Genomic DNA, 23,860 nt, shown 5'->3' with positions numbered 1-23,860 from the left:
GACCTGTGGCCACCGCGCCGGGAGCGCTCTATCAATCAGGCTTGGCGAACCTGCGCACAAGTTTGATCACGACTACGAAGAACACCGGTACGAAAATCACCGCCAGTGTCGCGGTAATCATCCCGCCAATCACCCCGGTTCCGATCGCCTGCTGACTCGCAGAGCTCGCGCCGGTGGCAATCGCCAGCGGCACCACACCCAGAATGAACGCCAGCGAAGTCATGACAATCGGCCTCAACCGCAGACGCGCCGCTTGCAGCGTGGCATCAATCAGGTCATGACCTTCGTCATACAGGCTCTTGGCAAACTCGATGATCAGGATCGCGTTTTTCGCCGACAGGCCGATGATGGTGATCAAGCCGACCTTGAAGAACACATCGTTGGGCATCCCGCGCAGGGTCACCGCCAGCACTGCGCCGAGCACGCCGAGCGGTACAACGAGCAACACAGACGTCGGAATCGACCAGCTCTCGTACAACGCCGCCAGACACAGGAATACGATCAGCAGCGACAGCCCGAGCAGAATCGGTGCCTGACTGCCGGACAAACGCTCCTGCAGCGACAGGCCGGTCCACTCCTGACCGAGACCTTTCGGCCCTTGTGCCACCAGCCGTTCGATCTCCGCCATGGCTTCGCCGGTGCTGTGGCCGGGTTTCGGTTCGCCTGAAATCGAGATCGCCGGGTAACCGTTGTAGCGGGTCAACTGCGCCGGACCCTGGGTCCATGTGGCTTTGACGAACGCCGACAGCGGCACCATTTTCCCGGCATCATTGCGTACGTGCATTTTCAGCAAGTCATCGACCTGACTGCGGCGATCACCTTCAGCTTGGACAACAACCCGTTGCATTCGCCCCTGATTGGGGAAGTCGTTGACATACGAGGAGCCGATGGCGGTTGACAGCACGTTGCCGACGTCGGCGAATGAAATCCCCAGTGCATTGGCCTGCTTGCGATCCACTTCCAGCTGTACTTGCGGCGCTTCGGCCAGCGCGCTTTCACGCACGTTCATCAGGATCGGGCTTTTCTCGGCGGCGGCGAGCAGTTGGGTGCGCGCTTCCATCAAGGTTGCATGACCGAGGCCGCCGCGATCCTGCAGGCGGAACTCGAAGCCGCTGGACGTGCCGAGGCCATCCACCGGCGGCGGCAGTACGGCGAAGGCTACAGCGTCCTTGATCTGGCTCAGGGCAATGTTGGCGCGGTCGGCAATCGAACTTGCCGAGTCGTCGCTGCCGCGATGCGACCAGTCCTTGAGCGTGGTGAACGCCAGCGCGGCGTTCTGCCCGCTGCCGGAGAAGCTGAAACCGAGAATCACCGTGCTGTCGCCAACACCCGGTTCGCCGGCGTTGTGCGCTTCGATCTGCTCGACCACCTGCACCGTACGGTTCTTGCTCGCGCCGGGTGGCAGTTGAATGTCGGTGATGGTGTAACCCTGGTCCTCGACCGGCAGGAACGAGGAGGGCAGGCGCGCGAAGCACAGGCCCAGGCCGACCAGCAACACAACGTAGATCAGCAGATAACGACCGGTGCGTTTCAGCGCGTAGCCGACCCAGCCTTGATAACGATCGGTCAGTTGCTCGAAACGGCGGTTGAACCAGCCGAAGAACCCGGTTTTTTCGTGGTGTTCGCCCTTGGCAATCGGCTTGAGCAAGGTGGCGCACAGTGCCGGGGTCAAGGTCAGGGCGAGGAAGGCCGAAAACAGGATCGAGGTGGCCATCGACAGCGAGAACTGGCGGTAGATGACACCTACCGAACCCTGCATGAAGGCCATCGGAATGAACACCGCCACCAGCACCAGCGTAATGCCGATGATCGCGCCGGTGATCTGGCTCATCGCCTTGCGTGTCGCTTCTTTGGGCGACAGGCCTTCGGTGGCCATGATCCGTTCGACGTTCTCCACCACCACGATGGCGTCGTCCACCAGAATGCCGATGGCCAGCACCATGCCGAACATGGTCAGCACGTTGATCGAGAACCCCAGCGCCAGCATGGTGGCGAAGGTACCCATCAGCGCCACCGGCACCACCAGGGTTGGAATCAGGGTGTAACGGATGTTCTGCAGGAACAGGAACATCACCGCGAACACCAGCAGCATGGCTTCGCCGAGGGTATAGATCACTTTGGTGATCGAGACCTTCACGAATGGCGAAGTGTCGTAGGGGATCTTGTATTCCACGCCCGCCGGGAAGTAGCGCGACAGTTCATCCATCTTTGCCCGGATCAGCGTGGCGGTGCTCAAAGCGTTGGCGCCCGGCGACAGTTGCACGCCGACGGCGGTGGACGGCTTGCCGTTAAGACGGGTGCCGAACTGGTATTCCTGGCTGCCGATCTCGACCCGCGCCACATCCTTGATGCGCACGGTGGAGCCGTCCGGGTTGGCCTTGAGCACGATGTCGGCGAACTCTTCCGGCGTCGACAATTGGCCCTTGACCAGAATCGTCGCGGTGATTTCCTGGGTGCTCGGGTTCGGCAGATCGCCGATGCTGCCGGCCGACACCTGGGCGTTCTGCGCGGCGATGGCGGCGTTGACGTCAGCGGGTGTCAGGTTGAAACCGATCAGCTTCTGCGGGTCGACCCAGATCCGCATCGCCCGCTCGGCGCCGTACAGCTGGGCCTTGCCGACCCCGTCGATGCGTTTGATCTCGTTCATCACGTTGCGCGCCAGGTAATCGCTGAGCGCCACGTCGTCGAGCTTGCCGTCGCTGGAAGTCAAAGTGATCAGCAGCAGAAAACCGGCGGAGACTTTCTCCACCTGCAAACCTTGCTGATTGACCGCTTGCGGCAGGCGCGACTCGACTACTTTCAGGCGATTCTGCACATCAACCTGCGCCAGCTCCGGGTTGGTGCCCGGCTGGAACGTCGCCTTGATCGTGGCGCTACCCAGGCTGCTCTGGGATTCGAAATACAACAGGTGATCGGCGCCGTTGAGCTCTTCCTCGATCAGGCTGACCACGCTCTCGTCGACGGTCTGCGCCGAGGCGCCGGGGTACACGGCATAGATTTCGATCTGCGGCGGCGCGACGTCGGGGTACTGCGCCACCGGCAATTGCGGGATGGCCAGCGCACCGGCCAACAGGATGAACAACGCGACGACCCAGGCGAACACCGGGCGGTCGATAAAGAACTGCGGCATAGAAGAGCGTCCTGCTTACTGACCAGAGGTCTGGGCAAGTGGAAGAGGGGTGTCGTCGATCTGCACCACTTCGCCCGGACGGGCGTGTTGCAGGCCTTCGATGACAATGCGGTCGCCGGCCTTGAGGCCGCCGGTGACGATCCAGCGGTCGTTCTGTACCGCGCCGAGCTGCACTGGCTGCTGGGCAACGCGCATCTGGTCGTCGACCGTCAGGACCTGCGCCACACCGGCGCTGTCACGTTGTACCGCGCGTTGTGGCACGGTCAGGCCATGCTGGATCACGCCTTGCTCCAGACGCACGCGAACGTAGCTGCCCGGCAACAGATCGAGATCCGGATTGGGGAACTCGCTGCGCAAAATGATTTGTCCGGTGCCCGGATCGACCGTGATATCGCTGAACAGCAATTTGCCCGGCAGCGGATAGAGGCTGCCATCGTCCTGGATCAGCGTGGCCTTGACCTGATCCTGGCCGACCTGCTGCAACTGGCCGGAACGGAATGCCCTGCGCAACTCGTTGAGTTCGCGGGTCGACTGGGTGAGGTCGGCGTGGATCGGGTTCAGCTGCTGGATCAGCGCCATGGGCGTGGTTTCGTTCTGGCCGACCAGCGCACCTTCAGTCACCAGGGCACGCCCGACGCGCCCGGAAATCGGCGCGGTGACGGTGGCGTAACCGAGGTTCAGCTTCGCCCGCTCGACGGCTGCCTTGTTGGCGGCAACATCGGCGGCGGTCTGCCGGGCGTTGGCGCGGGCGTTGTCGTAATCCTGAGCGCTGATGGCCTTGTCGTCGATCAACTGGGCGTAGCGCTGTTCCTGAAGTTTTGCCTGGAACGCGTTTGCCTCGGCCTTGCGCAGGGCCGCTTCGGCGCTATCGAGGTCAGCCTTGAACGGCGCCGGATCGATACGGAACAGCACGTCGCCCTTTTTCACGTCGCTGCCTTCGCGGTAGGTGCGTTGCAGCACTACGCCGGCGACCCGGGCGCGGACTTCGGCGATGCGCGGGGCGGCAATCCGCCCGCTCAGTTCGCTGCTGATCGACAGGGGGCGCGCCTCAAGGGTTTCGATCCGCACGGTGGCCGGCGGCGCCTGTTCCTCGGCGTTCGAGGATTTATCACAGGCACTCAGCGTCAGCGCCAATGCGATCAGGCCGAGCCCGGCCAGCAGATTCTTCGACATGTACAACCCCCAATATTGATCTGCGCATCCTACGGACAGTCGCCGAGGGTAGCGGTGAAGCTTTGTAGGTGCTGTGTGAAATTGTGTAAGGGTTTTGCTCAGGGACGGGCGAGGGCGTATATCCTTCAGGCCTTGAAATTTTTTGCGACATAGCAGTCGCCACCGCCTGTTCTGGATCACCTCAATGCCCAACATTCTTCTGGTCGAAGACGACACCGCCCTCGCCGAACTGATTTCCAGCTATCTGGAGCGCAACGGTTACTCCGTCAGCGTGATCGGCCGTGGCGACCATGTGCGCGAACGGGCGCGGCTCAATCCGCCGGATCTGGTGATTCTCGACCTGATGCTGCCGGGCCTCGACGGCTTGCAGGTTTGCAGATTGCTGCGGGCCGATTCGGCAACGCTGCCGATCCTGATGCTCACCGCCCGTGACGACAGCCACGATCAGGTACTGGGCCTGGAAATGGGCGCCGACGATTACGTCACCAAACCCTGCGAGCCACGGGTCCTGCTGGCGCGGGTACGCACCTTGCTGCGGCGCAGCAGCCTCGGCGAGCCGATGACCGCCAACGACCGGATCCTGATGGGCAACCTGTGCATCGACCTGTCGGAGCGCACGGTGACCTGGCGCGAACAACCGGTGGAACTGTCCAGCGGCGAATACAACCTGCTGGTGGTGCTGGCCCGTCATGCCGGTGAAGTGCTGAGCCGCGACCAGATCCTGCAACGCCTGCGCGGTATCGAGTTCAACGGCACTGACCGTTCGGTGGACGTGGCGATTTCCAAGCTGCGACGCAAGTTCGACGACCACGCCGGCGAGGCGCGCAAGATCAAGACCGTGTGGGGCAAGGGGTATCTGTTCAGCCGTTCCGAGTGGGAATGCTGATTCGATGTTCAGAATCCTGTTTCGCCTCTATCTGGTGACGATCGTCTCCTACAGTGCGGCGATCTATCTGGTGCCGGATCTGGTGGTGATGGTGTTCAAGCAGCGGTTCGTCACCTACAACCTCGACTATTCCCGTGGTCTGCAATCGCTGATCACCAAGCAGTTTCGCGCGGTGCCGCAGGATCAGTGGCCGGCGCTCGCGGCGTCGATGGACAAGGACTTCCAGCCGCTGCACATCGTGCTCGCCCGTATCGATGACCCCGGCTTCACCGCCATCGAGCAAGAGCGGCTGCGGCGCGGAGAGAACATGGTGCGGGTGGGCGACTGGGGCTGGCGCACGTTGGCGGTCACGCCACTGAACGACGAAATGGCGGTGCAGATGGTGGTGCCGCCGGATCCGATGGACGTGAACCTGTTGTACTGGAGCATCAACGTGCTGATCGGCGCGAGTCTGCTGGCGTGCCTGTTGCTCTGGTTTCGTCCGCACTGGCGCGATCTGGAACGCCTCAAGGGCACGGCCGAACGTTTCGGCAAGGGCCATTTGAGCGAGCGTACGCAGATTGGCCCGAGCTCCAACATCGGCAGCCTGGCCCACGTGTTCGACACCATGGCCGGCGACATCGAAAACCTGCTCAACCAGCAACGCGATCTGCTCAACGCCGTGTCCCACGAACTCCGCACGCCGCTGACCCGCCTGGACTTCGGCCTGGCGCTGGCGCTGTCCGATGACTTGCCGCAAGCCAGCCGCGAACGCTTGCAAGGGCTGGTCGCGCACATTCGTGAACTGGATGAACTGGTGCTGGAGTTGCTGTCCTACAGTCGCCTGCAGAATCCGGCGAAGTTGCCGGAGCAGGTCGAAGTGTCGCTGGACGAGTTCATCGACAGCATTCTGGGCAGCGTCGATGAAGAACTGGAATCCCCGGAAATCGTCATCGATGTGCTGCTGCACAATCAGCTGGAGCGCTTCTCCCTCGACCCGCGCTTGACGGCCCGCGCGATTCAGAACCTGCTGCGCAACGCCATGCGCTACTGCGAAAAGCGCATTCAGATTGGCGTGCAGGTCTGCCCGAAGGGCTGCGAGATCTGGGTGGACGATGACGGAATCGGCATTCCGGAAGACGAGCGGGAGCGGATTTTCGAGCCGTTCTATCGACTGGACCGCAGCCGCGATCGGGCGACCGGCGGGTTTGGCCTGGGGCTGGCGATCAGCCGGCGGGCGCTGGAAGCCCAAGGCGGGACGTTGACGGTGGAAGGTTCGCCGTTGGGTGGGGCGAGGTTCAGGCTCTGGCTGCCAACCCCGATCTGATGATCGTTCCGTACGCCGACAACGAGGCGGCCATCGGCCTCTACCGCAAGTTCGGCTTCGAGACCGCGGGCCTGTTTCGCGACTACGCCGTGCGCGACGGGCAGTGGCTCGATACCTTGAGCATGGCGCGGCTGCGTCGCTCAACCCGAGCTTGAGTCGCTTATCAGAAAACCTCCTCTGGCGGGGCACTCAAATTATTGAGTGACCGCCTGATCCCCGGCGAGAAAGCTGAAGGTGGCTTTGTCGGTCACGCTGTTCGCGGGTGTCAGTGCAATGATCGGCACGACGATTTTCGGGTTGGTCGAGTTGTAGAAGTCCCGTTGGTTGTACTGGGCATCCGCGAGACCGGCGTTGGTGCCGCCAGCGATATAGAAAAAAGCCATGATCGGAAAAATGTTCGGGTTTCTGGATGTCCAGGTTTTGATGATGACTTCGTTATGCTCCACGAATCCAGCCGCTCCCCTTAGCGTTTTGGCTCGGACAGATTGATAAAACGCAATGCCGCCGAGCGCATTGCGCTCGTCACGAATATCGAATCCGCACTGACGCAGATTCGGGTTACCGCCCGCGATGTTCCAGACAGCGAGCCACTGCTCCGCAGTTGTCACTCCGGCGTTCTGACAAAGCTGACTTTGCACTGGGTAGTCTTTATGAGGACCGCAGACACTGTTCGGATCGCGATGCCAGGTCCAGGCATCCTGGGGGTAGGCACACAGATAATCCAGATCGATCTTGTCAGCGGGGGCTTCGAAAATCGGGTACAGGATGTAGCCATTCTGATTACCCCACGCGAGACGGCCGAAATTGGCATCACTGCGCAGATAGGAGAAAGAAACTCCACCTGACCCGACCGATGTCGGGCTAGGGTCCCAGACTTTGTACTGATTGTTCGGATCTTTTACCGTGACCCGCAGTGTCACCCCTGAACACAGGAATGCTGGCTGCGAGTCGGATTTGTTGCAGTTGGGGAAGGTGCGACTGTAAAGGGTGTTGAGTTGCGCCGCGATGGCCGGGCCGCTGAGTACTTGTGCGCCGTTGCCATTGATCGTGTCGGCCGGCGGAGTCGCCACTTGTGCGCAACCGACCAGCAGAGCCAAAAGTAGTAAGTTGATTATCTTGTGCACGACCGGACCCTTGGCCCCTGTTAACGGGCCGGTGAGTGATTGGCGTTATTGCTGAAGATGAGTCTTCCTAGAGGAGGACCTTCACATACGGCGAAAAAATGATGAGGTCCGTGCTACCCGTACGCCTGATGGAATAGTTGAAATAGCCGGTTTTGCCTGGGTTGCTGCTCACCCAGCCTCGCGGAACCCCGAAGTCCATGTAGGAACCCTGGACGTAAGGGATCTCTTGGCTGTCGAGACGTGTCTGACCATCGATGGTCAATGAAATACGTACCGTGTATTGCGCTTCGAGGGGATTTGGGGCGTAAAGCCTGAGGTTGTCTCTGGCAGCGTTGATCGTGGGTACGCCACAGATGTGCTTCTGTCGGGTGATGTTGACGTCGAGGTCTTTGGAGGGACGCTCGGGTTCTGTGTTCGGCAGAATAACGGTGTAAGAGAATTGGATCTTGTTGGCGATGGAGTCGACGATCACTCGACGCGGGATCAAAAACGTCAATTTTTGCCCGGCTGAAGAAACTGTCTGGGTCTCGCTGCCGTAAGTTTCCGCGCGTCCGATGCAATAGACTCTGACTTTCTGTCCTGCGTTGGAACCCGTGTATTGCACTTCTACGGTGGCGTGGGTGTTCTGATAAAAATCCTTCTCGAAATTCAATTGCGTACCGTTCGCTTCCTTCGCTTCCAGTACTTTGGGGGGGATAAGATCGAGGGCAGGCTGTTTCACCTGCACATCGATGTTGGTGGTTGCCGACCAGATCGCCAGCGGGCCCGATGTGTTGCCGAGACTGTCAGTCACCCGGAAACGAATGGCGAACTGTTTATTGTCCTGCCAGAAATCCTTGGCGAAGAGCTTTATGACCACTTGGCCAAGCAAAGCCTGTGTTGCGGTCACTGTATGCGGATAGGATCGACCGTCCAGATCAAGGCCAATAACGTCACCTTCTCGCATGTAGGTGTAGCGCAAGGTGACATCGACCCCGTTTGCAGCCTCTGTGGGACCTACGCTCGTGTGGGACACTGTAAAAGTCAGATTCGGATTGGGTCCCGAACCCGCCACTTCTCCTCCCGGGCGCGGAATGTGGACCAGTGTTAGCAGATCAATCGAATCCGTTCCTCCGGGCTGGACCTGGTTAGTGACCCGCACCACCAGCGTGTTGAGGCCATCATTTAAAAAGGCTTTAGGCACGTCATGGAAGAAAGTCTTGCCGTCTTCCCCCGTTTGGATGGTTTTCATGAATAGGGGAGCGCCCTTGTTGATGATCAACCATCCACTATCGTTCACCGCCTGCTTGTCCCAGGGAATAATCTCAAGGCGCAGCAAATCGCCGGGCACGGAGAAGAGTGCGAGCGGTACGCCGTAGTGTGGTTTCACGTTGGGGTCGGGGTAGTAAATGGGGCTCTTGACTCCCCCAACAATTTTGGCGGGAAAAACCGTAAACGGACTGCTCATCTTCTGCGCCCTGGTATTCGAGATAGTGGTTGCGTGAGCTGCAACGGGTACCGTCATCAAACACCGCGCGTCCGTGCCTTGCTACTGTCAGATCTGACAGGTGAACCCCGAAAAATCAACCGTTCGTCGTAATCTTCCCGTTGCAGACCGGTTGACACGTCCCGGGTTTGTCGTACGCCTCGACGCTGAACCTGCCATGATCGACCTTCGCGGTATCGCTCCTCTACGAGAGCAATCAGGTGGACGACGTACAGCAACTGGGCGAAATGCTTCGCCACCGAATTGCCTCGCACAACAGTTACAGAGCCTAATTCCCCGCGACCGCGGTCAGTCCAGAGTGTGGGAACGATCAGTGCGCTAGGCGGGAACGGGCATCATCAGAGCAGTTCAGTCGACTGGATCAGCCCGACCCCGGCCACCTGCATCCGCTCGATCGCTGCCGCCAGCGAGCCGTTCAAATCAATCGCCCGGCAAGCATCCAGCACCACAAACGCATTGAACCCCGACGCTCGCGCGTCCAAGGCGGAGAACATCACGCAAAAATCCAGCGCCAGGCCGACCATGTACACCGTGTCGATGCCGCGTTCCTTCAGATAACCCGCCAGACCCGTGGTCGTGACGCGATCCGCTTCCAGAAACGCCGAATAGCTGTCGATGTCCGGGTTGCAGCCCTTGCGGATGATCAATTGCGCATGGGGCAGATCGAGTCCCGAGTGAAACTCGGCACCGCGTGAGCCCTGAATGCAGTGATCCGGCCACAGTGTCTGCTCGCCATACGGCAGTTGAATCACGTCGTAAGGCTGGCGGCCGGGGTGGCTGGAGGCAAACGAAGCATGCCCGGCCGGGTGCCAGTCCTGGGCGATCACCACTTGCTTGAACTGCCCGGCAAGCCGGTTGATCAGCGGGACGATCAGGTCACCTTCGGGCACGGCCAACTGGCCGCCGGGAATGAAGTCGTTCTGCACGTCGATGACCAGCAGGGCGGTGCGTGGCGAAATCGGCATAAATCCATCCTTCTGGGAAAATCACCCGAGCAGCATAGTGACAAAATTCTTTAAACGTTCAGCCGGGTCTTAAACATTTTCGCCATGTCTTCCAGCTCGGAAGCCGGGTGATGGCCGATCAGCATCCAGGCGTGTTCACGCTCGGTCCAGTACACCACGTTCATTCCGTGCCGGCGCTCATGGGCCAGCGGCTGGCTGCCGCTGTTGGTTCGGGTGACGCACAGCGCCAGCGGGCCATATTTGGCATCGAGCCAGGTCATCTGCGCAATCGGCACACCGCCATATTCAAGCAATTGCGCACGTTTGAACTGCGCACCGGGCAGTTTCAGTTTCGCCGGCGACAGACTCACGCCGAGCCGCGCATCGACGGTTCGCAACTGCGCCAATTGCGAGGCCTCGTCGGTAGGTAAATGCTCAAGGGTCTGCGGCACATACAGCGCCATGTAATCGCCCACCAGCTCGCGCCAGTTGTGCGATTGCTGTGCCTGCCAGGCCAGAAACAAGCGGTCCGCCGCGACAGCGGCGAGTGCAACGCCCGCTGCCGCTGCGCCGATGAACCAGCGCCGGCTGAAAACGGGTTTCTGCGGTGACGGCGCGGCGTCGAGCCGGGCCTGCAAGCGATCAAGCGGCGCCTGTTGCGCCAGTTCGTCGTAGGCCGCCTTGAATGGCAGACTGCTGCGACTCAGCCATTGCACCCGCAGGCTCAGCAGCGGATCGTCGGCGATGAGGTTGTCGAGTTGGCTGCGCTGTTCGCGATCCAGTTCATCGTCCAGATACGCCACCAGTTGCTCGTCGGAAGGCGCATTCATTGCCGGTCTCCTGCGGGGCTGTTCGGGACCGCTTGCAGCGGCGGGTATTCGGCCAGTTTCAGGCGCGCGGTGGCCAGCCGGCTCATGACCGTGCCGATCGGTACTTGCAGGATTTCGGCGACTTCGCGATAGGACAGGCCCTCGACGTAAGCGAGATACACCGTTTCACGTTGGGTTTCCGGCAGCGCATCGACCCGGCGGATCACCTGCGCGGCCATGACGTGGGTTTGCGCGGCGTATTCGCCATCGAACGTCAGCTGGCTGTCGGCGTCCGCCACGCCCTGGCCCTGGCGCACCCGGCGGGCGCGCACTTCGTTGAGCCAGATCGAATGCAGAATGCTCAGCAGCCAGCGATCCATGCGTGTGCCGGCCACGTACTGACCCGAACGCTCCAGCGCCCGCACGCAGGTGGCTTGCACCAGATCCTCGGCCACGTGCCGGTTGCGCGACAGCAGCAAGCCGTAACGCCACAGGCGCGCCAGGTGTTGCCCGAGTTCGGCCCTGAAGGCCTGATCGCTGAAAATGTTCGCCTCCACGTGTCGTGTCAGGTTTTCGATGAATCGTTGATGGCTTCGGCCAGGTCCCGGTATTCCTCGCAGGTCGTGCCGCAGATCTTCTGGATGTGCTGCAACTGCTCCTGCGCCAGATCGACGCGGCCCTTGATCACATAGGTTTCGCCCAGGTACTCGCGGACTTGCGCGTACTGCGGATCGAGTTTCACCGATTGCAGGTAATAACCGATGCCTTCGTCAGTGCGCCCCAGTTTGCGCGTGGCGTAACCGCGATAGTTGAGGGCCTTGGCGGTGTTCGGTTGTTCCAGCGTATCGAGCAGGGCCAGGGCTTCTTCATAACGGCCGGCCTTGGCCAGACGGTAGGCGTAGTCGGTCCGGTCGGCGTCGGGCACCAGATGGCTGGTCTGCATCACGCACTTCTGCGTCTTGGTGTCGAACACCTGGCCTTTGGGGCAGTTGGGTTTCTGCACCGGCTCGTCTTCATCGCCGTGGGCCAGGGCCAAAGGGCTGGACAACATCGCGGCCACCAGCAACGGGGCGGCGAACATAACGGAACGGATAGTCATGGGCAAGGCTCCACAGGGGGTCATGTTTCACTTTGAACACCACAGGGTGAAAATTTATTCATTGCTTTGTCAGGCTTTGTTAAAGGAAAGCCCTTTTTCCGGCGCTATGCTCGTCATCGTTCGTCGTTGATCTGCAGTTCTACCATGGGAGTTTGGCCATGAAAGATCAGGTTCACCACGCGGCCGCCAGCGGCTACAAAACCGCCGCCGACACCTACGTCAAAGGCCGGCCCGACTATCCGCCGGCGGTCAGCGAATGGCTGACGGGCACACTGGGCCTCAATGGTCACAAGACCGTTATCGACCTCGGCGCCGGCACCGGCAAGTTCACCGGACGGCTGGTGGCGACCGGCGCCCAGGTGATTGCCGTGGAACCGGTGGCGCAGATGCTGGAAAAACTGTCGCTGGCCTGGCCGCAGGTGCTGGCCGTCAGCGGTACGGCAACGGATCTGCCGTTGCCCGATGCCTCGGTGGATGCGGTGGTGTGCGCGCAGGCCTTTCACTGGTTTGCCAGCACCGAGGCGCTGGATGAAATCGCCCGGGTCCTCAAACCGGGCGGCAAACTGGGCCTGATCTGGAACCTGCGCGACACCCGGATTGACTGGGTGCCCAAGCTGGACGCCATCGTCAATGCGCTGGAAGGCGATACACCGCGCTTCTATACCGGCGAATGGCGCAAGGCTTTTCCCCATCCGGCGTTCGGGCCATTGCAGGCCCAGCACTTTCAGCATGGCCACACCGGCTCGCCGGAAGATGTGATTTTCAACCGGGTGCGCTCCACCAGTTTCATTGCCGCGCTGAGCGATCAGCAGCGCGCGAAGATCGACGAGCAGATTGCTCAACTGATTGCCGGCGAGCCGCAGCTGCGGGGCAGGGAGATAGTGACGGTGCCTTACGAGACCGCCGCCTTCGTTGCGGTGAAGAACGGCTAGAGTCCCGCATTTGGCCGAACCGCCGTGCTGATGCCTTGTTATAGTTCGGGCCTCATTTTCAGCCCGGTAAAGGATTTCTGCCATGACTCAATACACCGCCTTCAGCGTCGAACTGGCCGACAACATCGCCCATGTGCAGATCAATCGTCCGGAAAAGATCAACTCGATGAACGCCGCGTTCTGGAGCGAAATCGTCGAGGTGTTCCAGTGGATCGACGACACCGACGAAGTGCGGGTGGTGGTGCTCAGCGGTGCCGGTAAACATTTCTCCTCGGGCATCGACCTGATGATGCTGGCCGGTGTGGCCAATGAGCTGGGCAAGGACGTGGGCCGCAATGCGCGCCTGCTGCGCAAAAAGATCCTGACCCTGCAAGCCTCGTTCAATGCGGTCGACGATTGCCGTAAACCGGTACTCGCGGCGATCCAGGGTTATTGCCTGGGCGGCGCTATCGACCTGATCGCCGCCTGCGACATGCGCTACGCCGCCGAAGACGCGCAATTCTCGATCAAGGAAATCGACATCGGCATGGCGGCTGACGTCGGCACCTTGCAACGGTTGCCACGGATCATCGGTGACGGCATGCTGCGTGAACTGGCTTACACCGGTCGCACCTTTGGCGCCGAAGAAGCGCGCAGCATCGGCCTGGTCAATCGCGTCTACAGCGACAAGGACGGCTTGATCGAAGGCGTGATGGACATTGCCCGGGACATCGCCGGCAAGTCGCCGATCGCGGTCACCGGCACCAAGGAAATGATCAGCTACATGCGCGACCATCGCATTGACGACGGTCTCGAGTACGTTGCCACCTGGAACGCCGCCATGCTGCAATCCAACGATTTGCGCGTGGCCATGGCCGCCCATATGAGCAAACAGAAACCCGAATTTCTGGATTGAGAAACCATGACATCTCGCTGGACCACTGCAGTACTGGACACCGATCAACCCGGCGGCTGGGCCGTGGCGCGCAGCCCCGAGGGTTTCCTGTTCGATGACAACGGCGTGCTGTTCCCCCGGGAATGGCTCAAGCGCCAGGACTTGTCGATCCTCGCCGAACACGGTATCGGTCATCTCGATGGCGAACCGGTGTATCTGCTGGAACTGCACAGCACCAGCGAGGTGCCGGGTTGCAACTGGAAAGGCCTGCGGGCGTTCATGCTCGACGGCGATCACACGATCTACAAAGTGCTGGGCTACGCCGCGCAAATCGGGACGTGGGCTCGCGAACACCGGTTTTGCGGCAATTGCGGTCAGGCCATGACCCAGGTGCCACGGGAGCGGGCGATGTATTGCCAGCCCTGCGATCTGCGCAGTTATCCGCGAATTTCGCCGAGCATGATCGTGCTGGTGACCCGTGGCGATGAAGTGCTGCTGGCGCGCTCACCGCGTTTCGTCACCGGGGTCTACAGCACGCTGGCCGGGTTTGCCGAACCGGGGGAGTCGGCCGAGGATTGTCTGATCCGCGAAGTGCGCGAGGAAGTGCAGATCGAGGTGAAGAACATTCAGTACATGGGCAGCCAGTGCTGGCCATTCCCACACTCGATGATGCTCGGCTTCCATGCCGAATACGCCGGTGGCGAGATTGTCTGCCAGGAAGACGAGATCGAAGACGCCCAGTGGTTCAACGTGCACGATCTGCCGCCGTTGCCGGCGTCCAAATCGATTGCCCGATACCTGATCGACGTCTATGTGGCGCGGCGCTTAGGCCACGCTGAACCAGTGCTGCCAGGCTAGGCGCACGGTCAACCCCAGCACCACGGTGATGAACACCGGACGAATGAACTTGGCGCCGCCGCTGATCGCGGTGCGCGCCCCGAAGAACGCGCCGACCATCACCGACAGGCCCATGCTCAGGCCGATGATCCAGTCCACCTGCCCGGAAAACACGAACACCGACAGCGCCGCAATGTTGCTGACGAAGTTCATGCTGCGCGCCACGCCGCTGGCCTTGACCAGATCAATCGGGTACAGCAGCAGACTGCTGACAGTCCAGAACGCGCCAGTGCCGGGGCCGGCCACGCCGTCGTAGAAACCGAGGCTGAAGCCCTGGGTCGATTGCCACTTCTTTTTGATCGGTGCATCGCTGTCCAACGGCGCTTTCGGCGTGCCGCCAAACAACAGGTACAGGCCACAGGCGAAGACGATCACCGGCAGCATCTTGTTCAGCCATTCGGCGGGCAGGTAATGGGCGACGATGGCGCCGGTCAGCGCACCGACCAGCGTGCCGACGATGGCGTGCATCCACTGCTTGGGATGGAACAGCTTGCGTCGATAGAAGGTGAAACTGGCGGTGGCCGAGCCGAAGGTCGAACTCAGTTTATTAGTGCCCAGCACCAGGTGCGGCGGCAGGCCGGCAGTGAGCAGCGCCGGTGTGGTCAACAGACCGCCACCGCCGGCGATGGCGTCGATGAATCCGGCAATGAAAGCGACAAGGGCCAGAACGGCCAGGGTGGTGAGGTCAACGCTGAGTTCGAAAGGCATGGAATCGGCTTATTTCGGCAGGGCGCAGAGCTGGGCTGCGGGGAGGGCAGTCATGTTACTCATTTCCGAATGTTGCGGCGACCCATAAGACTCGACCAGCGACGGCTCAACTGTTGCCCACCCAACACGCACCCAACAATTCACCCTCTCACCGTGCATTCCTGTTGCCTGAAACCCAATAAAACCGGGTCTCCCGCCGCTGGCATGCTTGCTGCTCTAGCTCACTCATCTTCATCAACTGTCCCGAGGACACGCCAATGAGTCAGCAAGCCGTGAAATTTGCCTACTGGGTGCCGAACGTCAGCGGTGGGCTGGTGGTCAGCAAGATCGAGCAACGCACCGACTGGGGCATCGACTACAACCGCAAACTGGCGCAATTGGCCGAGGCGGCGGGTTTCGAATACGCCCTGACGCAAATCCGCTTCACCGCCGGTTACGGCGCCGAGTTTCAGCATGAATCGGTTGCCTTCAGCCACGCGCTGCTCGCGGCCACCAGCAAGCTCAAAGTCATCGCCGCCATTCTGCCCGGGCCGTGGCAACCGGCGCTGGCGGCCAAGCAGTTGGCGACCATCGATCAACTCACCAACGGCCGGATTGCGGTGAATATCGTCAGCGGCTGGTTCAGGGGCGAATTCCAGGCCATTGGCGAGCATTGGCTGGAGCACGACGAGCGCTATCGTCGCTCGGAAGAGTTCATCCGTTCATTGCGAGGGATCTGGAGTCAGGACAACTTCACCTTCCGTGGCGATTTCTATCGCTTCGACAACTACAGCCTCAAACCGAAGCCGCTGGGCCGCCCGGAAATCTTTCAGGGCGGCAGATCCCGTGCCGCACGTGACATGGCGGCGCGGGTGTCGGATTGGTATTTCACTAACGGCAACAGCGTCGAGGGCATCAAGGCACAGGTCGACGACATTCGCGCCAAAGCGGCGGCAAACCACCATTCAGTAAAAATCGGGGTGAATGCTTTTGTGATCGCCCGAGATACCGAAGAAGAAGCCAAAGCGGTGCTGGCGCAGATCATCGATCAGGCTGACCCGGAAGCGGTGAATGCCTTCGGTGATGCAGCGAAACAGGCGGGCAGGGCGTCGCCGGAAGGTGAGGGCAACTGGGCCAAATCGACCTTTGAGGATCTGGTGCAGTACAACGACGGCTTCAAGACCAATCTGATCGGTACGCCGCAGCAGATTGCCGAACGGATCGTGGCGTTGAAAGCGGTGGGGGTGGACCTGGTATTGGCGGGTTTCCTGCATTTTCAGGAAGAGGTGGAGTATTTCGGTCAGCGGGTGTTGCCGCTGGTGCGGGAGCTGGAAGCCAAAGCGCAATCGGCCCGGACTGCCGAAGTTGCCTGAAGATCCCTCCTGCACACTGAGCAGGAGGGATCGGCTGCTGAATTACAGACCCAGTTCCGACAACCCCGGATGATCATCCGGGCGCCGGCCCAGCGGCCAGTGGAACTTGCGTTCGCTTTCCTTGATCGGCATGTCGTTGATGCAGGCGTAACGCTGGAACATCAGGCCGTGCTCGTCGAACTCCCAGTTTTCGTTGCCGTAGGAGCGGAACCAGTTGCCCGAGTCGTCGTGCCATTCGTAGGCGTAGCGCACGGCGATGCGGGTGTCGGAGTAGGCCCAGAGTTCCTTGATCAGGCGGTAATCCAGTTCCTTGGCCCATTTGCGGGTCAGGAAACCCTTGGCTTCTTCGCGGTTGTTGGCGAATTCGGCGCGGTTCCGCCATTTGGTGTCCAGGGTGTAGGCCAGCGACACGCGCTCCGGGTCGCGGGAGTTCCAGCCATCCTCGGCCAGACGAACTTTTTCAATGGCCGATTCACGGTTGAACGGTGGCAATGGCGGACGAACTTCGGCTGCAGTAGACATGTTTGTCTCCCGATCTATTAACAGTTAAACAACGTGTCAGGCTTATTAAGGCGTTACAGGTCCAATAACTTTCGCGCCATGCATTGCGCATTATCGGCGGCACTGTGATCACCCATCACAAGCGCTACGGTAATGGCGCCGTCAATCAGGATCAGCAGCTGTTTGGCCAGCAGTTGCGGATCCTCGGCACCATGTTCGGTACACAGCTCGCACAGGTAGTCGAGCAGTTTCTGTTTGTGGTCTTTGGCGACCAGGCGGACCGGATCCTCGGGATCACCGGTTTCGCCACTGGTATTGATGAAGGCACAGCCCCGAAAGCCTTCCGAGGCGAACCAGCCCTTGAGCACGGTAAACAGGTTGAGCAGGCGGTCGGCCGGGGTTTCGGCCTGATCGACGGTGCTTCTGTACCAGTGCATCCAACGCACGTCGCGGCGTTGCAGGGCGGCGACGGTCAGCTCCTCCTTGTTGGCGAAGTAGCGGTAGATACTCTTTCTGGAAACGCCGGCGGTTTTCACCAGAAGATCCATGCCGGTGGCCGCGATGCCACTTTTGTAGATCAACTTTTCGGTGACATCCAGAATGATGTCTCGGGTTGTGTCGTTGCGTGTGATTTCGTTCATGTGGTGAACAGTAGAACGATCGTTCTCCTTGGTCAAGCAGATATTTTGTTCATCTGGAAGTTAGCGATCGCCAGCAGGCTGGCTCCCACAGGAAAATGCATTTCAGCCGAGGGAACCTGGCGGCTGGTGATGAAGTCATTACAGACACTCACAAGACCCGAAGGAGTTGATGGTGTAAGCTCTCGGGTTCTTCGGATTCGACCCATTGCGAGCCCTATGCCGTTGCTTTTCAAACGCTCTCTGCTGCCCAAACTGCGCAGCTTTCCGCTGACCGCCGAGGCCGTGACGATCCTGCCCGGTGCCGCCGATTTCCGCCGTTGCCTGCTGGAGAAAATCGCCCAGGCGACCCAGCGCATCTACCTCGTCGCGCTTTATCTGCAAAACGACGAAGCCGGCCAGGAAATTCTCGATGCCTTGCACGCCGCCAAACTCAAGCGTCCCGAGCTTGAAATCGCGGTGGTCGTCGACTGGCTGCGGGCCCAGCGCGGCTTGATCGGTGCCGGCAAGCAGCCGGGCAACTCGGCGTGGTATCAGGAAATGACCCGCACCCACCAGAGCGTGGTGCCGGTCTACGGCGTGCCGGTGCAGACCCGCGAGTTGTTCGGCGTGCTGCACCTCAAAGGCTTCGTGATCGACGATTGCGTGGTCTACAGCGGTGCCAGCCTGAACAAGGTCTACCTGCACAAATTCGACAAGTACCGTTTCGACCGTTATCACGTGCTGAAAAGCCGCGAACTGGCGGACTCGATGCACCATCTGGTCAAGCACGGCCTGATCGAATCGAAAGCAGTGCATCGCCTCGACCTGCCGAACCTGCCGACCACCCGCAGCCTGCGCAACGACATCGGCGATCTGCGCAGCCGTCTCAAATACGCGGCGTACGACACCAGTGCCGGCAGCACGGCGCATACCGGCCTGTCGGTCAGTCCGTTGCTCGGCGTGGGCAAGAACAACCCGCTGAACCGGGTGATTCTGGAGCTGATCGCCAGCGCCCAGAAGCAACTGACCATCTGCACGCCGTACTTCAATCTGCCGCTGGGGGTGATCCGCGAGATCAACCGGGCGCTGGCTCGCGGCGTGAAGATCGACATCGTGGTCGGCGACAAGACCGCCAACGACTTCTACATCCCGCCGACCGAGCCGTTCAAGGTGATCGCCGCGCTGCCGTACCTGTACGAGATCAGCCTGCGCCGTTTCGCCAAGCGACATCAGCGCAACATCGACAGCGGCCAGTTGAACCTGCACCTGTGGCGTGAGGGCGACAACAGCTATCACCTCAAGGGCATGTGGATCGACCAGCGCTATACGCTGCTGACCGGCAACAACCTCAATCCGCGGGCGTTCCGTCTCGATCTGGAAAACGCCTTGCTGATCGATGACCCGAAAGGCGAGTGGCTGGAGCCGCGCCGCGTGGAGCTGGAGAACATCTTCGTTCACACCACGCGAATCGCACGCTTCCAGGATCTGGAAGCCTTGCCGGACTACCCGGCGGGTGTGGCGAAATTTCTCAAGCGTGTGAGCCGGGTGCGGGTCGAGCGGTTGCTCTATCGCATTCTTTAAAACCGGCCCACAAAAAATCCCCCGAACGCAGGACGCGTCCGGGGGATTTTTTTATGCGCGGACTCAGTTCAGACCGAGCTTGCCACGCAGTGTCGACAGGTCTTCCGCCAGGGTATTGACCGGGCCGACCAGCGCTTTGCGGTCGTTGTCCTTCACCTTGTCGTAAGTCTCGAAGCCACCGTCCTTGGTCTTGTACTTGGCCAGGATCTTGTCCACGGTGGCGAAGTTCTTGTCGACTTTGGCGACGAAGGCCTTGTCCTGTTTCTCGATCTGCGGACGGAACAGGTCGACGATTTTCTTCGCGCCGTCGATGTTGCCCTGGAAGTCGTACAGGTCGGTGTGGCTGTAACGGTCCTCTTCACCGGAGATCTTGGTCGCGGCGACTTCTTCGAGCAGCGCAGCGGCGCCGCCGACGACTTTTTCCGGCGGGAAGGTCAGGCCGGCGACGCGGGTCTGCAGGTCTTTCACGTCCTTGTTCAGGCCATCGGCCAGGGCGTCGAGATCCTTGGTGCTTTTTTCCGAGAACAGCGAGTATTCGATGCGGTGGAAACCGGTGAAGTCTTCGGCTTTCACGCCTTGCTCGTGGTCGTCAACGCGGGAGTCGATGGACGCGTCGAGGTCACTGAACAGCTCGGCAATCGGCTCGATCGACTCGTAATAAACGCGGGTTGGCGCGTAGAGTTTTTGCGCGGTGGCCAGGTCGCCTTTTTTCACCGCGTCGGTGAACTGCTGGGTGTGGCTGGCCAGTTCATCCAGTTGTTCGGTGACGTAAATCTTGTAGTCCGACACCGGCCCCACCAGATCCAGTGGCGCGGTCGCGGCGAATGCCGACAGCGGGGTGTTGAGCAAACCAAGGGTCAGCAATAACGCGAGTGGCGTCTTTTTCATGGGGGCGGCTCCTGTTGAATGCTATGCAGTTGTTTTTGGTTGAGTAGCGTCGAGCAGCGAACGACCGATGAAGTCCTTGTCGCCCGTGACACCCGGCAGGGTGAAGAAGTAACCGCCGCCGACCGGCTTGAGGTATTCCTCTAGCGGTTCGCCGTTGAGGCGGGTCTGCACGGTGATGAAGCCTTTTTCCAGGTCGGCCTGGTAACAGATGAACAGCAGGCCCATGTCGAGCTGGCCGTTCTTGTTCACCCCGTTGGAGTAGTTGAACGGCCGGCGCAGGATCAGGTTGGCCTGGCTCGCGGCGGTGCGCGGATTGGCCAGGCGAATGTGCGCGTCGAGCTTGGTCAGCTTGCCTTCCGGGTCCTTGCTGTAATCCGGGACTTCGGTTTCATGGCTGGCGCCCATCGGCGCGCCGGTGGTTTTCACCCGGCCGATGATGCTTTCCTGTTCCTGCAACGGCGTGCGGTCCCAGCGTTCGACGAAGTTGCGGATGATTCGCACCGCCTGATAACTGCCGTGGGCCGCCCAGGCCGGTTCGTCGCTGCCCGGTTGCACCCAGACGATGCGATCCATGGCCTTGCCGTCGTTGGAATCCGGGTTGGCCGAACCGTCGCGAAAACCCAGGAAGTTACGCGCCGATTGCGCCGGCACACCGGGTTTGGCCGGCGCTTGCGGCGGCACGCTGCCTTCCTGTTTCCAACGCACCAGCAGCAGGTCCGGCAGGTTTTTCACGATGTCGCGCAGGGCGTGGATGTTGGTGTCGGCGGTGTTGGAACAGAACTGCAGGCTCAAATCGCCGTGGCAGCAATCGGCTTCCAGCGCATCGTTGGGGAAACCGACCATGCGCACCAGACGCTTGGGTTTGGCGGCGGCCAGACCGAAGCGCTCGTCGAACAGTGACTCGCCGACGGACACGGTGATGGTCAGGTTGTCCGGCGTCACCACCGGGCCGAGGATTCCGGAATCCGGCGGCGGCAACTTCGGATCGATCTGCGCCACCGGGCCGCCTTTCATCAGGAACGCGATGCGCTCGTTGAGGGTGCGGAACAGCCGCTCCAGGTCTTCACGGTCGCTGGCCAGCACATCGAACGACACCAGCATGCCGGCCGCCGGACGCGGGGTGACGATGCCAGTCTGGTGCACGCCATGGAAATCGTGGTGATCCTGGGTCTTGTCGCTGCTCGGCGCTTCGGTCACTTGCGCAGGCGCGGCGGCCATCGCCGGGCAACTCAAAGCGGTGCCGGCCAGTGCGACACCGGCGGCGCCCATGCCCATCAGTACGCGGCGACGTTGCAGGTTGAAGTGTTCGGAATCGTTCATCGGTAGTCGTCTTCTGCTTACAGGCCGGAGAGGCCGAGGGCGGGATCAATGGCGTCGAGGGCGTCGGCCAGGGCCTTGGCCTTGTCGGCGATCTGCTTGCGTTGTTCACCGTTGACGGTGTCGTAACTGGCGTAGCCGTCCTTGACCCTGAAACCGTCCAGCGTGGTATCGAAATCAGCCAGCGCGCCGTCGATTTTCGGCAGCAGGTCGGCGGCGGATTTGCTCAGCAGCGGGCGCAGCAGTTCGACGACTTTGCGCGCGGTTTCCTGATTGGCCGCGAAGCCGTTGAGATCACTGTGACTGTAGCGTTCCTCTTCGCCGCTGGCGGCGCGCACGTCGGCGAGGGTGTTGAGGTTGCGCACGACGATTTCCACCAGTTGCTCCGGCGGCAGCGACTGAACAAGCAGCTGTTGTTTCAGCGTGGTGACGTTGTCGAGCAAGCCTTGGGCAATCGGTGTCAGCCCGTCGAGTTTGCGTTGCTGGAACAGCGCGTATTCGAGACGGTGGAAACCGACGAAGGCCGGATCCTGCTCGCGTTTTTCGAAGTAATCGGCGCGGGCGTTGATGCTGTTGTCCAGTTCCGCCAGGCGTTGTGCGGCGGGGGCCAGACGCTGATACGCCGCGCGGGCCGGCAAATACAACGCCTGGGCCTGGGCCAGATCGCCGCTGTCGATGGCTTGATTCAGCGCCGTCACGGCCTTGATCAGCGCGCTGCCCTGGCTGGCCAGGTAGACGCGAAACTCCGACAGCGGCCCGACGAAGGCAACCATCGACGGCTTGGCCTTGGCGGCGGCATCCGAGGCGGCGGTCGGCGTCACGTGCAGGGTGCCGCGCGGGTTGCTCAGCAGGCCACAGGTGATGGCGTAGTCGCCGGGTTGCAGGTTGGCGTTGATCACCTGGCTCAGGCCCGGCGCGATGTTCTCGCGCTCTTCGATCACCAGCACGCCGTCGAGGATTTCCCACTCCACCGCCCGGTCGGAGCGATTGACGATGCGGAAACTAGCGCGACCGGCCGGCACCGTCAGGGTGTTCGGTTCGCAGCTGTGCGGATGAATGTTGACCACCACTTCGTCACGGTTGTGCTGACGTTTGGCGGCGGCCAGTTTCGAGGCGTAGTAGAACAGGCCACCGGCGGCGATCATCACGACCACCGAACCGGCCACCGCCCAGCGCAAGGCGCGGGGAGGCGAGGCCTGAGGAGTATTAGGCTTTGACATGAAGGCCCTTATTGGCTGGAAACGGAAGACGATTGGGCAGCAGGCTTGGGTGCCGGCATGAAGAACATGACCAGCGCCACCAGCAGATAAATCAGGTACGCGCCAAGGGTGCTGACGGTCGGTGCATCCTGATAACCGAACATGCCGGCCAGCACCGAGCCCAGCGGGCCGTCCATCGGCAGCGTCGCGCTGAAGTCGAAGAGCACGGCTTGCAGGTGGTTCCAGACCCCGGCTTCATGTAGGGCCTGCACCGAGTTGGCGAGAATCCCGGCGGCGACCACGAGGATGAACAGCCCGGTCCAGCGGAAGAACGCCGACAGGTTCAGGCGCATGCTGCCGCTGTAGATCAGGAAGCCGACGACAATCGCCAGGATCAGGCCGAGCAGGGCGCCGATCGGCGCGGCCGGGCCTTCGCTCTGCTGGAACACGGCGAGCAGGAAGAACACGGTTTCCAGACCTTCCCGAGCCACGGCGAAGAACACCATGGCGATCAACGCGATAACCTGATGCTTCGACGCGGTCAGCGCGTGATCGAGAGAGGCTTGCAGCGAATGCTTGATCGAACGCGCCACTTTGCGCATCCAGAACACCATGGAACTGAGAATCCCCACGGCGACGAGGCCGACCACGCCTTCGAAGAGTTCCTGCTGTTTTTGCGGGAATTCGGCACTGACCAGTTCCAGGCCACCGCCGACCAGCAATGCCAGCGCGGCGGCGAGAAAAACCCCGATCCACACCGCCGGCATCCACTGGCCACGGCCGGTCTGTTGCAGGTAGCTGGCGATGATGCCAACGATCAGCGCGGCTTCGATGCCTTCGCGCAACATGATCAAAAAGGGAACGAGCATTCGACGATCACTGTGTAACGAAATGAGGTTACAAGTTGTAACATAATGAAAGTCATTCTCACATGGCATTCATTGACATTTAGCTGAACCGGAGCTGAACGAGTCTGAACATCCACGCCACCGAGTCAGCTGCGCTAAGATGCCCGCCACTCGAACAACAACAGG

22 protein-coding genes and 1 pseudogene are annotated in these 23,860 nt (G+C 60.9%); 8 read left to right on the top strand and 15 right to left on the bottom strand.

All coding sequences use genetic code 11. The features are described 5' to 3' along the window. Positions 1–31: 31 nt before the first annotated feature. Together ACODTD_RS03425 and ACODTD_RS03420 are read right to left on the bottom strand one after the other, a co-directional pair. Positions 32–3,130: an efflux RND transporter permease subunit gene (locus tag ACODTD_RS03425; protein ID WP_285356003.1), complete on the bottom strand. Its 3,099-nt coding sequence runs from the start codon at positions 3,128–3,130 to the stop codon at positions 32–34. Positions 3,131–3,145: 15 nt separating this feature from the next. After that, positions 3,146–4,303 (bottom strand): efflux RND transporter periplasmic adaptor subunit, encoded by a 1,158-nt coding sequence (locus ACODTD_RS03420; protein WP_011334302.1) that lies wholly within the window; start codon positions 4,301–4,303, stop codon positions 3,146–3,148. 184 nt (positions 4,304–4,487) lie between these two features. Here ACODTD_RS03420 and ACODTD_RS03415 point away from each other — a divergent pair, with 184 nt between their 5' ends. The 3 genes and pseudogenes from ACODTD_RS03415 to ACODTD_RS03405 all read left to right on the top strand — a co-directional run. After that, the gene (locus tag ACODTD_RS03415) at positions 4,488–5,189 is read left to right on the top strand and encodes a response regulator (RefSeq protein ID WP_007960391.1); all 702 of its coding nucleotides are present in this window, start codon (positions 4,488–4,490) and stop codon (positions 5,187–5,189) included. Between the two features lie 4 nt (positions 5,190–5,193). Continuing rightward, the gene (locus ACODTD_RS03410; RefSeq protein WP_285355996.1) at positions 5,194–6,495 is read left to right on the top strand and encodes an ATP-binding protein; all 1,302 of its coding nucleotides are present in this window, start codon (positions 5,194–5,196) and stop codon (positions 6,493–6,495) included. An 11-nt stretch (positions 6,496–6,506) separates the two neighbouring features. After that, a pseudogene (locus tag ACODTD_RS03405) lies at positions 6,507–6,650 on the top strand (GNAT family N-acetyltransferase); the annotation flags it as partial. Between the two features lie 39 nt (positions 6,651–6,689). Here the strand turns inward: ACODTD_RS03405 and ACODTD_RS03400 are convergent. The 6 genes from ACODTD_RS03400 to ACODTD_RS03375 form a co-directional block, all read right to left on the bottom strand. Beyond that, positions 6,690–7,619, bottom strand: a complete 930-nt coding sequence (locus tag ACODTD_RS03400; protein ID WP_011334299.1) for a hypothetical protein — start codon at positions 7,617–7,619, stop codon at positions 6,690–6,692. Positions 7,620–7,686: 67 nt separating this feature from the next. Then, positions 7,687–9,066, bottom strand: a complete 1,380-nt coding sequence (locus ACODTD_RS03395) for a hypothetical protein (RefSeq protein WP_201818491.1) — start codon at positions 9,064–9,066, stop codon at positions 7,687–7,689. A gap of 377 nt (positions 9,067–9,443) precedes the next feature. After that, the gene (gene pncA / locus ACODTD_RS03390) at positions 9,444–10,070 is read right to left on the bottom strand and encodes a bifunctional nicotinamidase/pyrazinamidase (protein WP_011334297.1); all 627 of its coding nucleotides are present in this window, start codon (positions 10,068–10,070) and stop codon (positions 9,444–9,446) included. 50 nt (positions 10,071–10,120) lie between these two features. Then, positions 10,121–10,879: an anti-sigma factor family protein gene (locus ACODTD_RS03385; RefSeq protein ID WP_011334296.1), complete on the bottom strand. Its 759-nt coding sequence runs from the start codon at positions 10,877–10,879 to the stop codon at positions 10,121–10,123. Further along, the gene (locus tag ACODTD_RS03380; RefSeq protein ID WP_080511038.1) at positions 10,876–11,361 is read right to left on the bottom strand and encodes an RNA polymerase sigma factor; all 486 of its coding nucleotides are present in this window, start codon (positions 11,359–11,361) and stop codon (positions 10,876–10,878) included. Before ACODTD_RS03380 ends, ACODTD_RS03385 begins: the two co-directional genes overlap by 4 nt. Positions 11,362–11,423: 62 nt before the next feature. Next, positions 11,424–11,957, bottom strand: a complete 534-nt coding sequence (locus ACODTD_RS03375; protein WP_489104432.1) for a tetratricopeptide repeat protein — start codon at positions 11,955–11,957, stop codon at positions 11,424–11,426. A 158-nt stretch (positions 11,958–12,115) separates the two neighbouring features. Between ACODTD_RS03375 and ACODTD_RS03370 the strand changes: the two genes are divergently transcribed. The 3 genes from ACODTD_RS03370 (at position 12,116) to nudC (ending at position 14,621) form a co-directional block, all read left to right on the top strand. Beyond that, entirely contained in the window at positions 12,116–12,889 is a 774-nt protein-coding gene (locus ACODTD_RS03370) for a class I SAM-dependent methyltransferase (RefSeq protein ID WP_011334293.1), read from the top strand. A gap of 82 nt (positions 12,890–12,971) precedes the next feature. Continuing rightward, positions 12,972–13,784, top strand: coding sequence for a crotonase/enoyl-CoA hydratase family protein (locus ACODTD_RS03365; RefSeq protein ID WP_221614600.1), 813 nt, complete (start codon positions 12,972–12,974; stop codon positions 13,782–13,784). Between the two features lie 6 nt (positions 13,785–13,790). After that, positions 13,791–14,621: an NAD(+) diphosphatase gene (nudC, locus tag ACODTD_RS03360; protein WP_011334291.1), complete on the top strand. Its 831-nt coding sequence runs from the start codon at positions 13,791–13,793 to the stop codon at positions 14,619–14,621. Here nudC and ACODTD_RS03355 read toward each other — a convergent pair. Continuing rightward, positions 14,589–15,368, bottom strand: a complete 780-nt coding sequence (locus ACODTD_RS03355) for a TSUP family transporter (RefSeq protein WP_011334290.1) — start codon at positions 15,366–15,368, stop codon at positions 14,589–14,591. The two genes, nudC and ACODTD_RS03355, sit on opposite strands and share 33 nt — an antisense overlap. 257 nt (positions 15,369–15,625) lie before the next feature. On the opposite strand from ACODTD_RS03355, the gene sfnG reads away from it, so the two are divergent. Continuing rightward, the gene (gene sfnG / locus ACODTD_RS03350) at positions 15,626–16,720 is read left to right on the top strand and encodes a dimethylsulfone monooxygenase SfnG (RefSeq protein ID WP_489104431.1); all 1,095 of its coding nucleotides are present in this window, start codon (positions 15,626–15,628) and stop codon (positions 16,718–16,720) included. A gap of 42 nt (positions 16,721–16,762) precedes the next feature. Here the strand turns inward: sfnG and ACODTD_RS03345 are convergent, their stop codons facing one another. Beyond that, the gene (locus ACODTD_RS03345) at positions 16,763–17,242 is read right to left on the bottom strand and encodes a nuclear transport factor 2 family protein (protein ID WP_007951263.1); all 480 of its coding nucleotides are present in this window, start codon (positions 17,240–17,242) and stop codon (positions 16,763–16,765) included. Between the two features lie 53 nt (positions 17,243–17,295). Further along, entirely contained in the window at positions 17,296–17,862 is a 567-nt protein-coding gene (locus tag ACODTD_RS03340; RefSeq protein WP_011334288.1) for a TetR/AcrR family transcriptional regulator, read from the bottom strand. Positions 17,863–18,078: 216 nt separating this feature from the next. On the opposite strand from ACODTD_RS03340, the gene pssA reads away from it, so the two are divergent. Continuing rightward, complete coding sequence (pssA, locus tag ACODTD_RS03335; RefSeq protein WP_489104430.1) at positions 18,079–19,422, top strand: CDP-diacylglycerol--serine O-phosphatidyltransferase; 1,344 nt, start codon at positions 18,079–18,081, stop codon at positions 19,420–19,422. A gap of 63 nt (positions 19,423–19,485) precedes the next feature. Here pssA and efeO (ACODTD_RS03330) read toward each other — a convergent pair whose 3' ends face one another. Genes efeO (ACODTD_RS03330) through efeU form a run of 4 tightly spaced genes read right to left on the bottom strand, consistent with a single transcriptional unit; the run spans position 19,486 to position 23,695 of the window. Next, positions 19,486–20,310, bottom strand: a complete 825-nt coding sequence (gene efeO / locus ACODTD_RS03330) for an iron uptake system protein EfeO (protein ID WP_085687128.1) — start codon at positions 20,308–20,310, stop codon at positions 19,486–19,488. Between the two features lie 21 nt (positions 20,311–20,331). Next, a complete protein-coding gene (gene efeB / locus ACODTD_RS03325; RefSeq protein WP_489104429.1) occupies positions 20,332–21,630 on the bottom strand; it encodes an iron uptake transporter deferrochelatase/peroxidase subunit in 1,299 nt (432 codons plus the stop codon). A 17-nt stretch (positions 21,631–21,647) separates the two neighbouring features. Continuing rightward, positions 21,648–22,847, bottom strand: coding sequence for an iron uptake system protein EfeO (efeO, locus tag ACODTD_RS03320; RefSeq protein WP_201818497.1), 1,200 nt, complete (start codon positions 22,845–22,847; stop codon positions 21,648–21,650). 8 nt (positions 22,848–22,855) lie between these two features. After that, positions 22,856–23,695, bottom strand: a complete 840-nt coding sequence (efeU, locus tag ACODTD_RS03315; protein ID WP_011334283.1) for an iron uptake transporter permease EfeU — start codon at positions 23,693–23,695, stop codon at positions 22,856–22,858. Positions 23,696–23,860 lie beyond the last annotated feature (165 nt).

The sequence above is a fragment of the Pseudomonas sp. FG35 genome (assembly GCF_057809295.1).
Note: the sequence above shows the minus strand (reverse complement) of the source record. Positions and strands in the feature narration are given on the sequence as shown.

Coding starts and splice junctions, on each gene's coding strand:
- ACODTD_RS03425 (WP_285356003.1), bottom strand. CDS start 3,130: ATGCCGCAGTTCTTTATCGACCGCCCGGTGTTCGCCTGGGTCGTCGCG.
- ACODTD_RS03420 (WP_011334302.1), bottom strand. CDS start 4,303: ATGTCGAAGAATCTGCTGGCCGGGCTCGGCCTGATCGCATTGGCGCTG.
- ACODTD_RS03415 (WP_007960391.1), top strand. CDS start 4,488: ATGCCCAACATTCTTCTGGTCGAAGACGACACCGCCCTCGCCGAACTG.
- ACODTD_RS03410 (WP_285355996.1), top strand. CDS start 5,194: ATGTTCAGAATCCTGTTTCGCCTCTATCTGGTGACGATCGTCTCCTAC.
- ACODTD_RS03395 (WP_201818491.1), bottom strand. CDS start 9,066: ATGAGCAGTCCGTTTACGGTTTTTCCCGCCAAAATTGTTGGGGGAGTC.
- pncA (WP_011334297.1), bottom strand. CDS start 10,070: ATGCCGATTTCGCCACGCACCGCCCTGCTGGTCATCGACGTGCAGAAC.
- ACODTD_RS03385 (WP_011334296.1), bottom strand. CDS start 10,879: ATGAATGCGCCTTCCGACGAGCAACTGGTGGCGTATCTGGACGATGAA.
- ACODTD_RS03375 (WP_489104432.1), bottom strand. CDS start 11,957: ATGACTATCCGTTCCGTTATGTTCGCCGCCCCGTTGCTGGTGGCCGCG.
- ACODTD_RS03370 (WP_011334293.1), top strand. CDS start 12,116: ATGAAAGATCAGGTTCACCACGCGGCCGCCAGCGGCTACAAAACCGCC.
- ACODTD_RS03365 (WP_221614600.1), top strand. CDS start 12,972: ATGACTCAATACACCGCCTTCAGCGTCGAACTGGCCGACAACATCGCC.
- nudC (WP_011334291.1), top strand. CDS start 13,791: ATGACATCTCGCTGGACCACTGCAGTACTGGACACCGATCAACCCGGC.
- ACODTD_RS03355 (WP_011334290.1), bottom strand. CDS start 15,368: ATGCCTTTCGAACTCAGCGTTGACCTCACCACCCTGGCCGTTCTGGCC.
- sfnG (WP_489104431.1), top strand. CDS start 15,626: ATGAGTCAGCAAGCCGTGAAATTTGCCTACTGGGTGCCGAACGTCAGC.
- ACODTD_RS03345 (WP_007951263.1), bottom strand. CDS start 17,242: ATGTCTACTGCAGCCGAAGTTCGTCCGCCATTGCCACCGTTCAACCGT.
- ACODTD_RS03340 (WP_011334288.1), bottom strand. CDS start 17,862: ATGAACGAAATCACACGCAACGACACAACCCGAGACATCATTCTGGAT.
- pssA (WP_489104430.1), top strand. CDS start 18,079: ATGCCGTTGCTTTTCAAACGCTCTCTGCTGCCCAAACTGCGCAGCTTT.
- efeO (WP_085687128.1), bottom strand. CDS start 20,310: ATGAAAAAGACGCCACTCGCGTTATTGCTGACCCTTGGTTTGCTCAAC.
- efeB (WP_489104429.1), bottom strand. CDS start 21,630: ATGAACGATTCCGAACACTTCAACCTGCAACGTCGCCGCGTACTGATG.
- efeO (WP_201818497.1), bottom strand. CDS start 22,847: ATGTCAAAGCCTAATACTCCTCAGGCCTCGCCTCCCCGCGCCTTGCGC.
- efeU (WP_011334283.1), bottom strand. CDS start 23,695: ATGCTCGTTCCCTTTTTGATCATGTTGCGCGAAGGCATCGAAGCCGCG.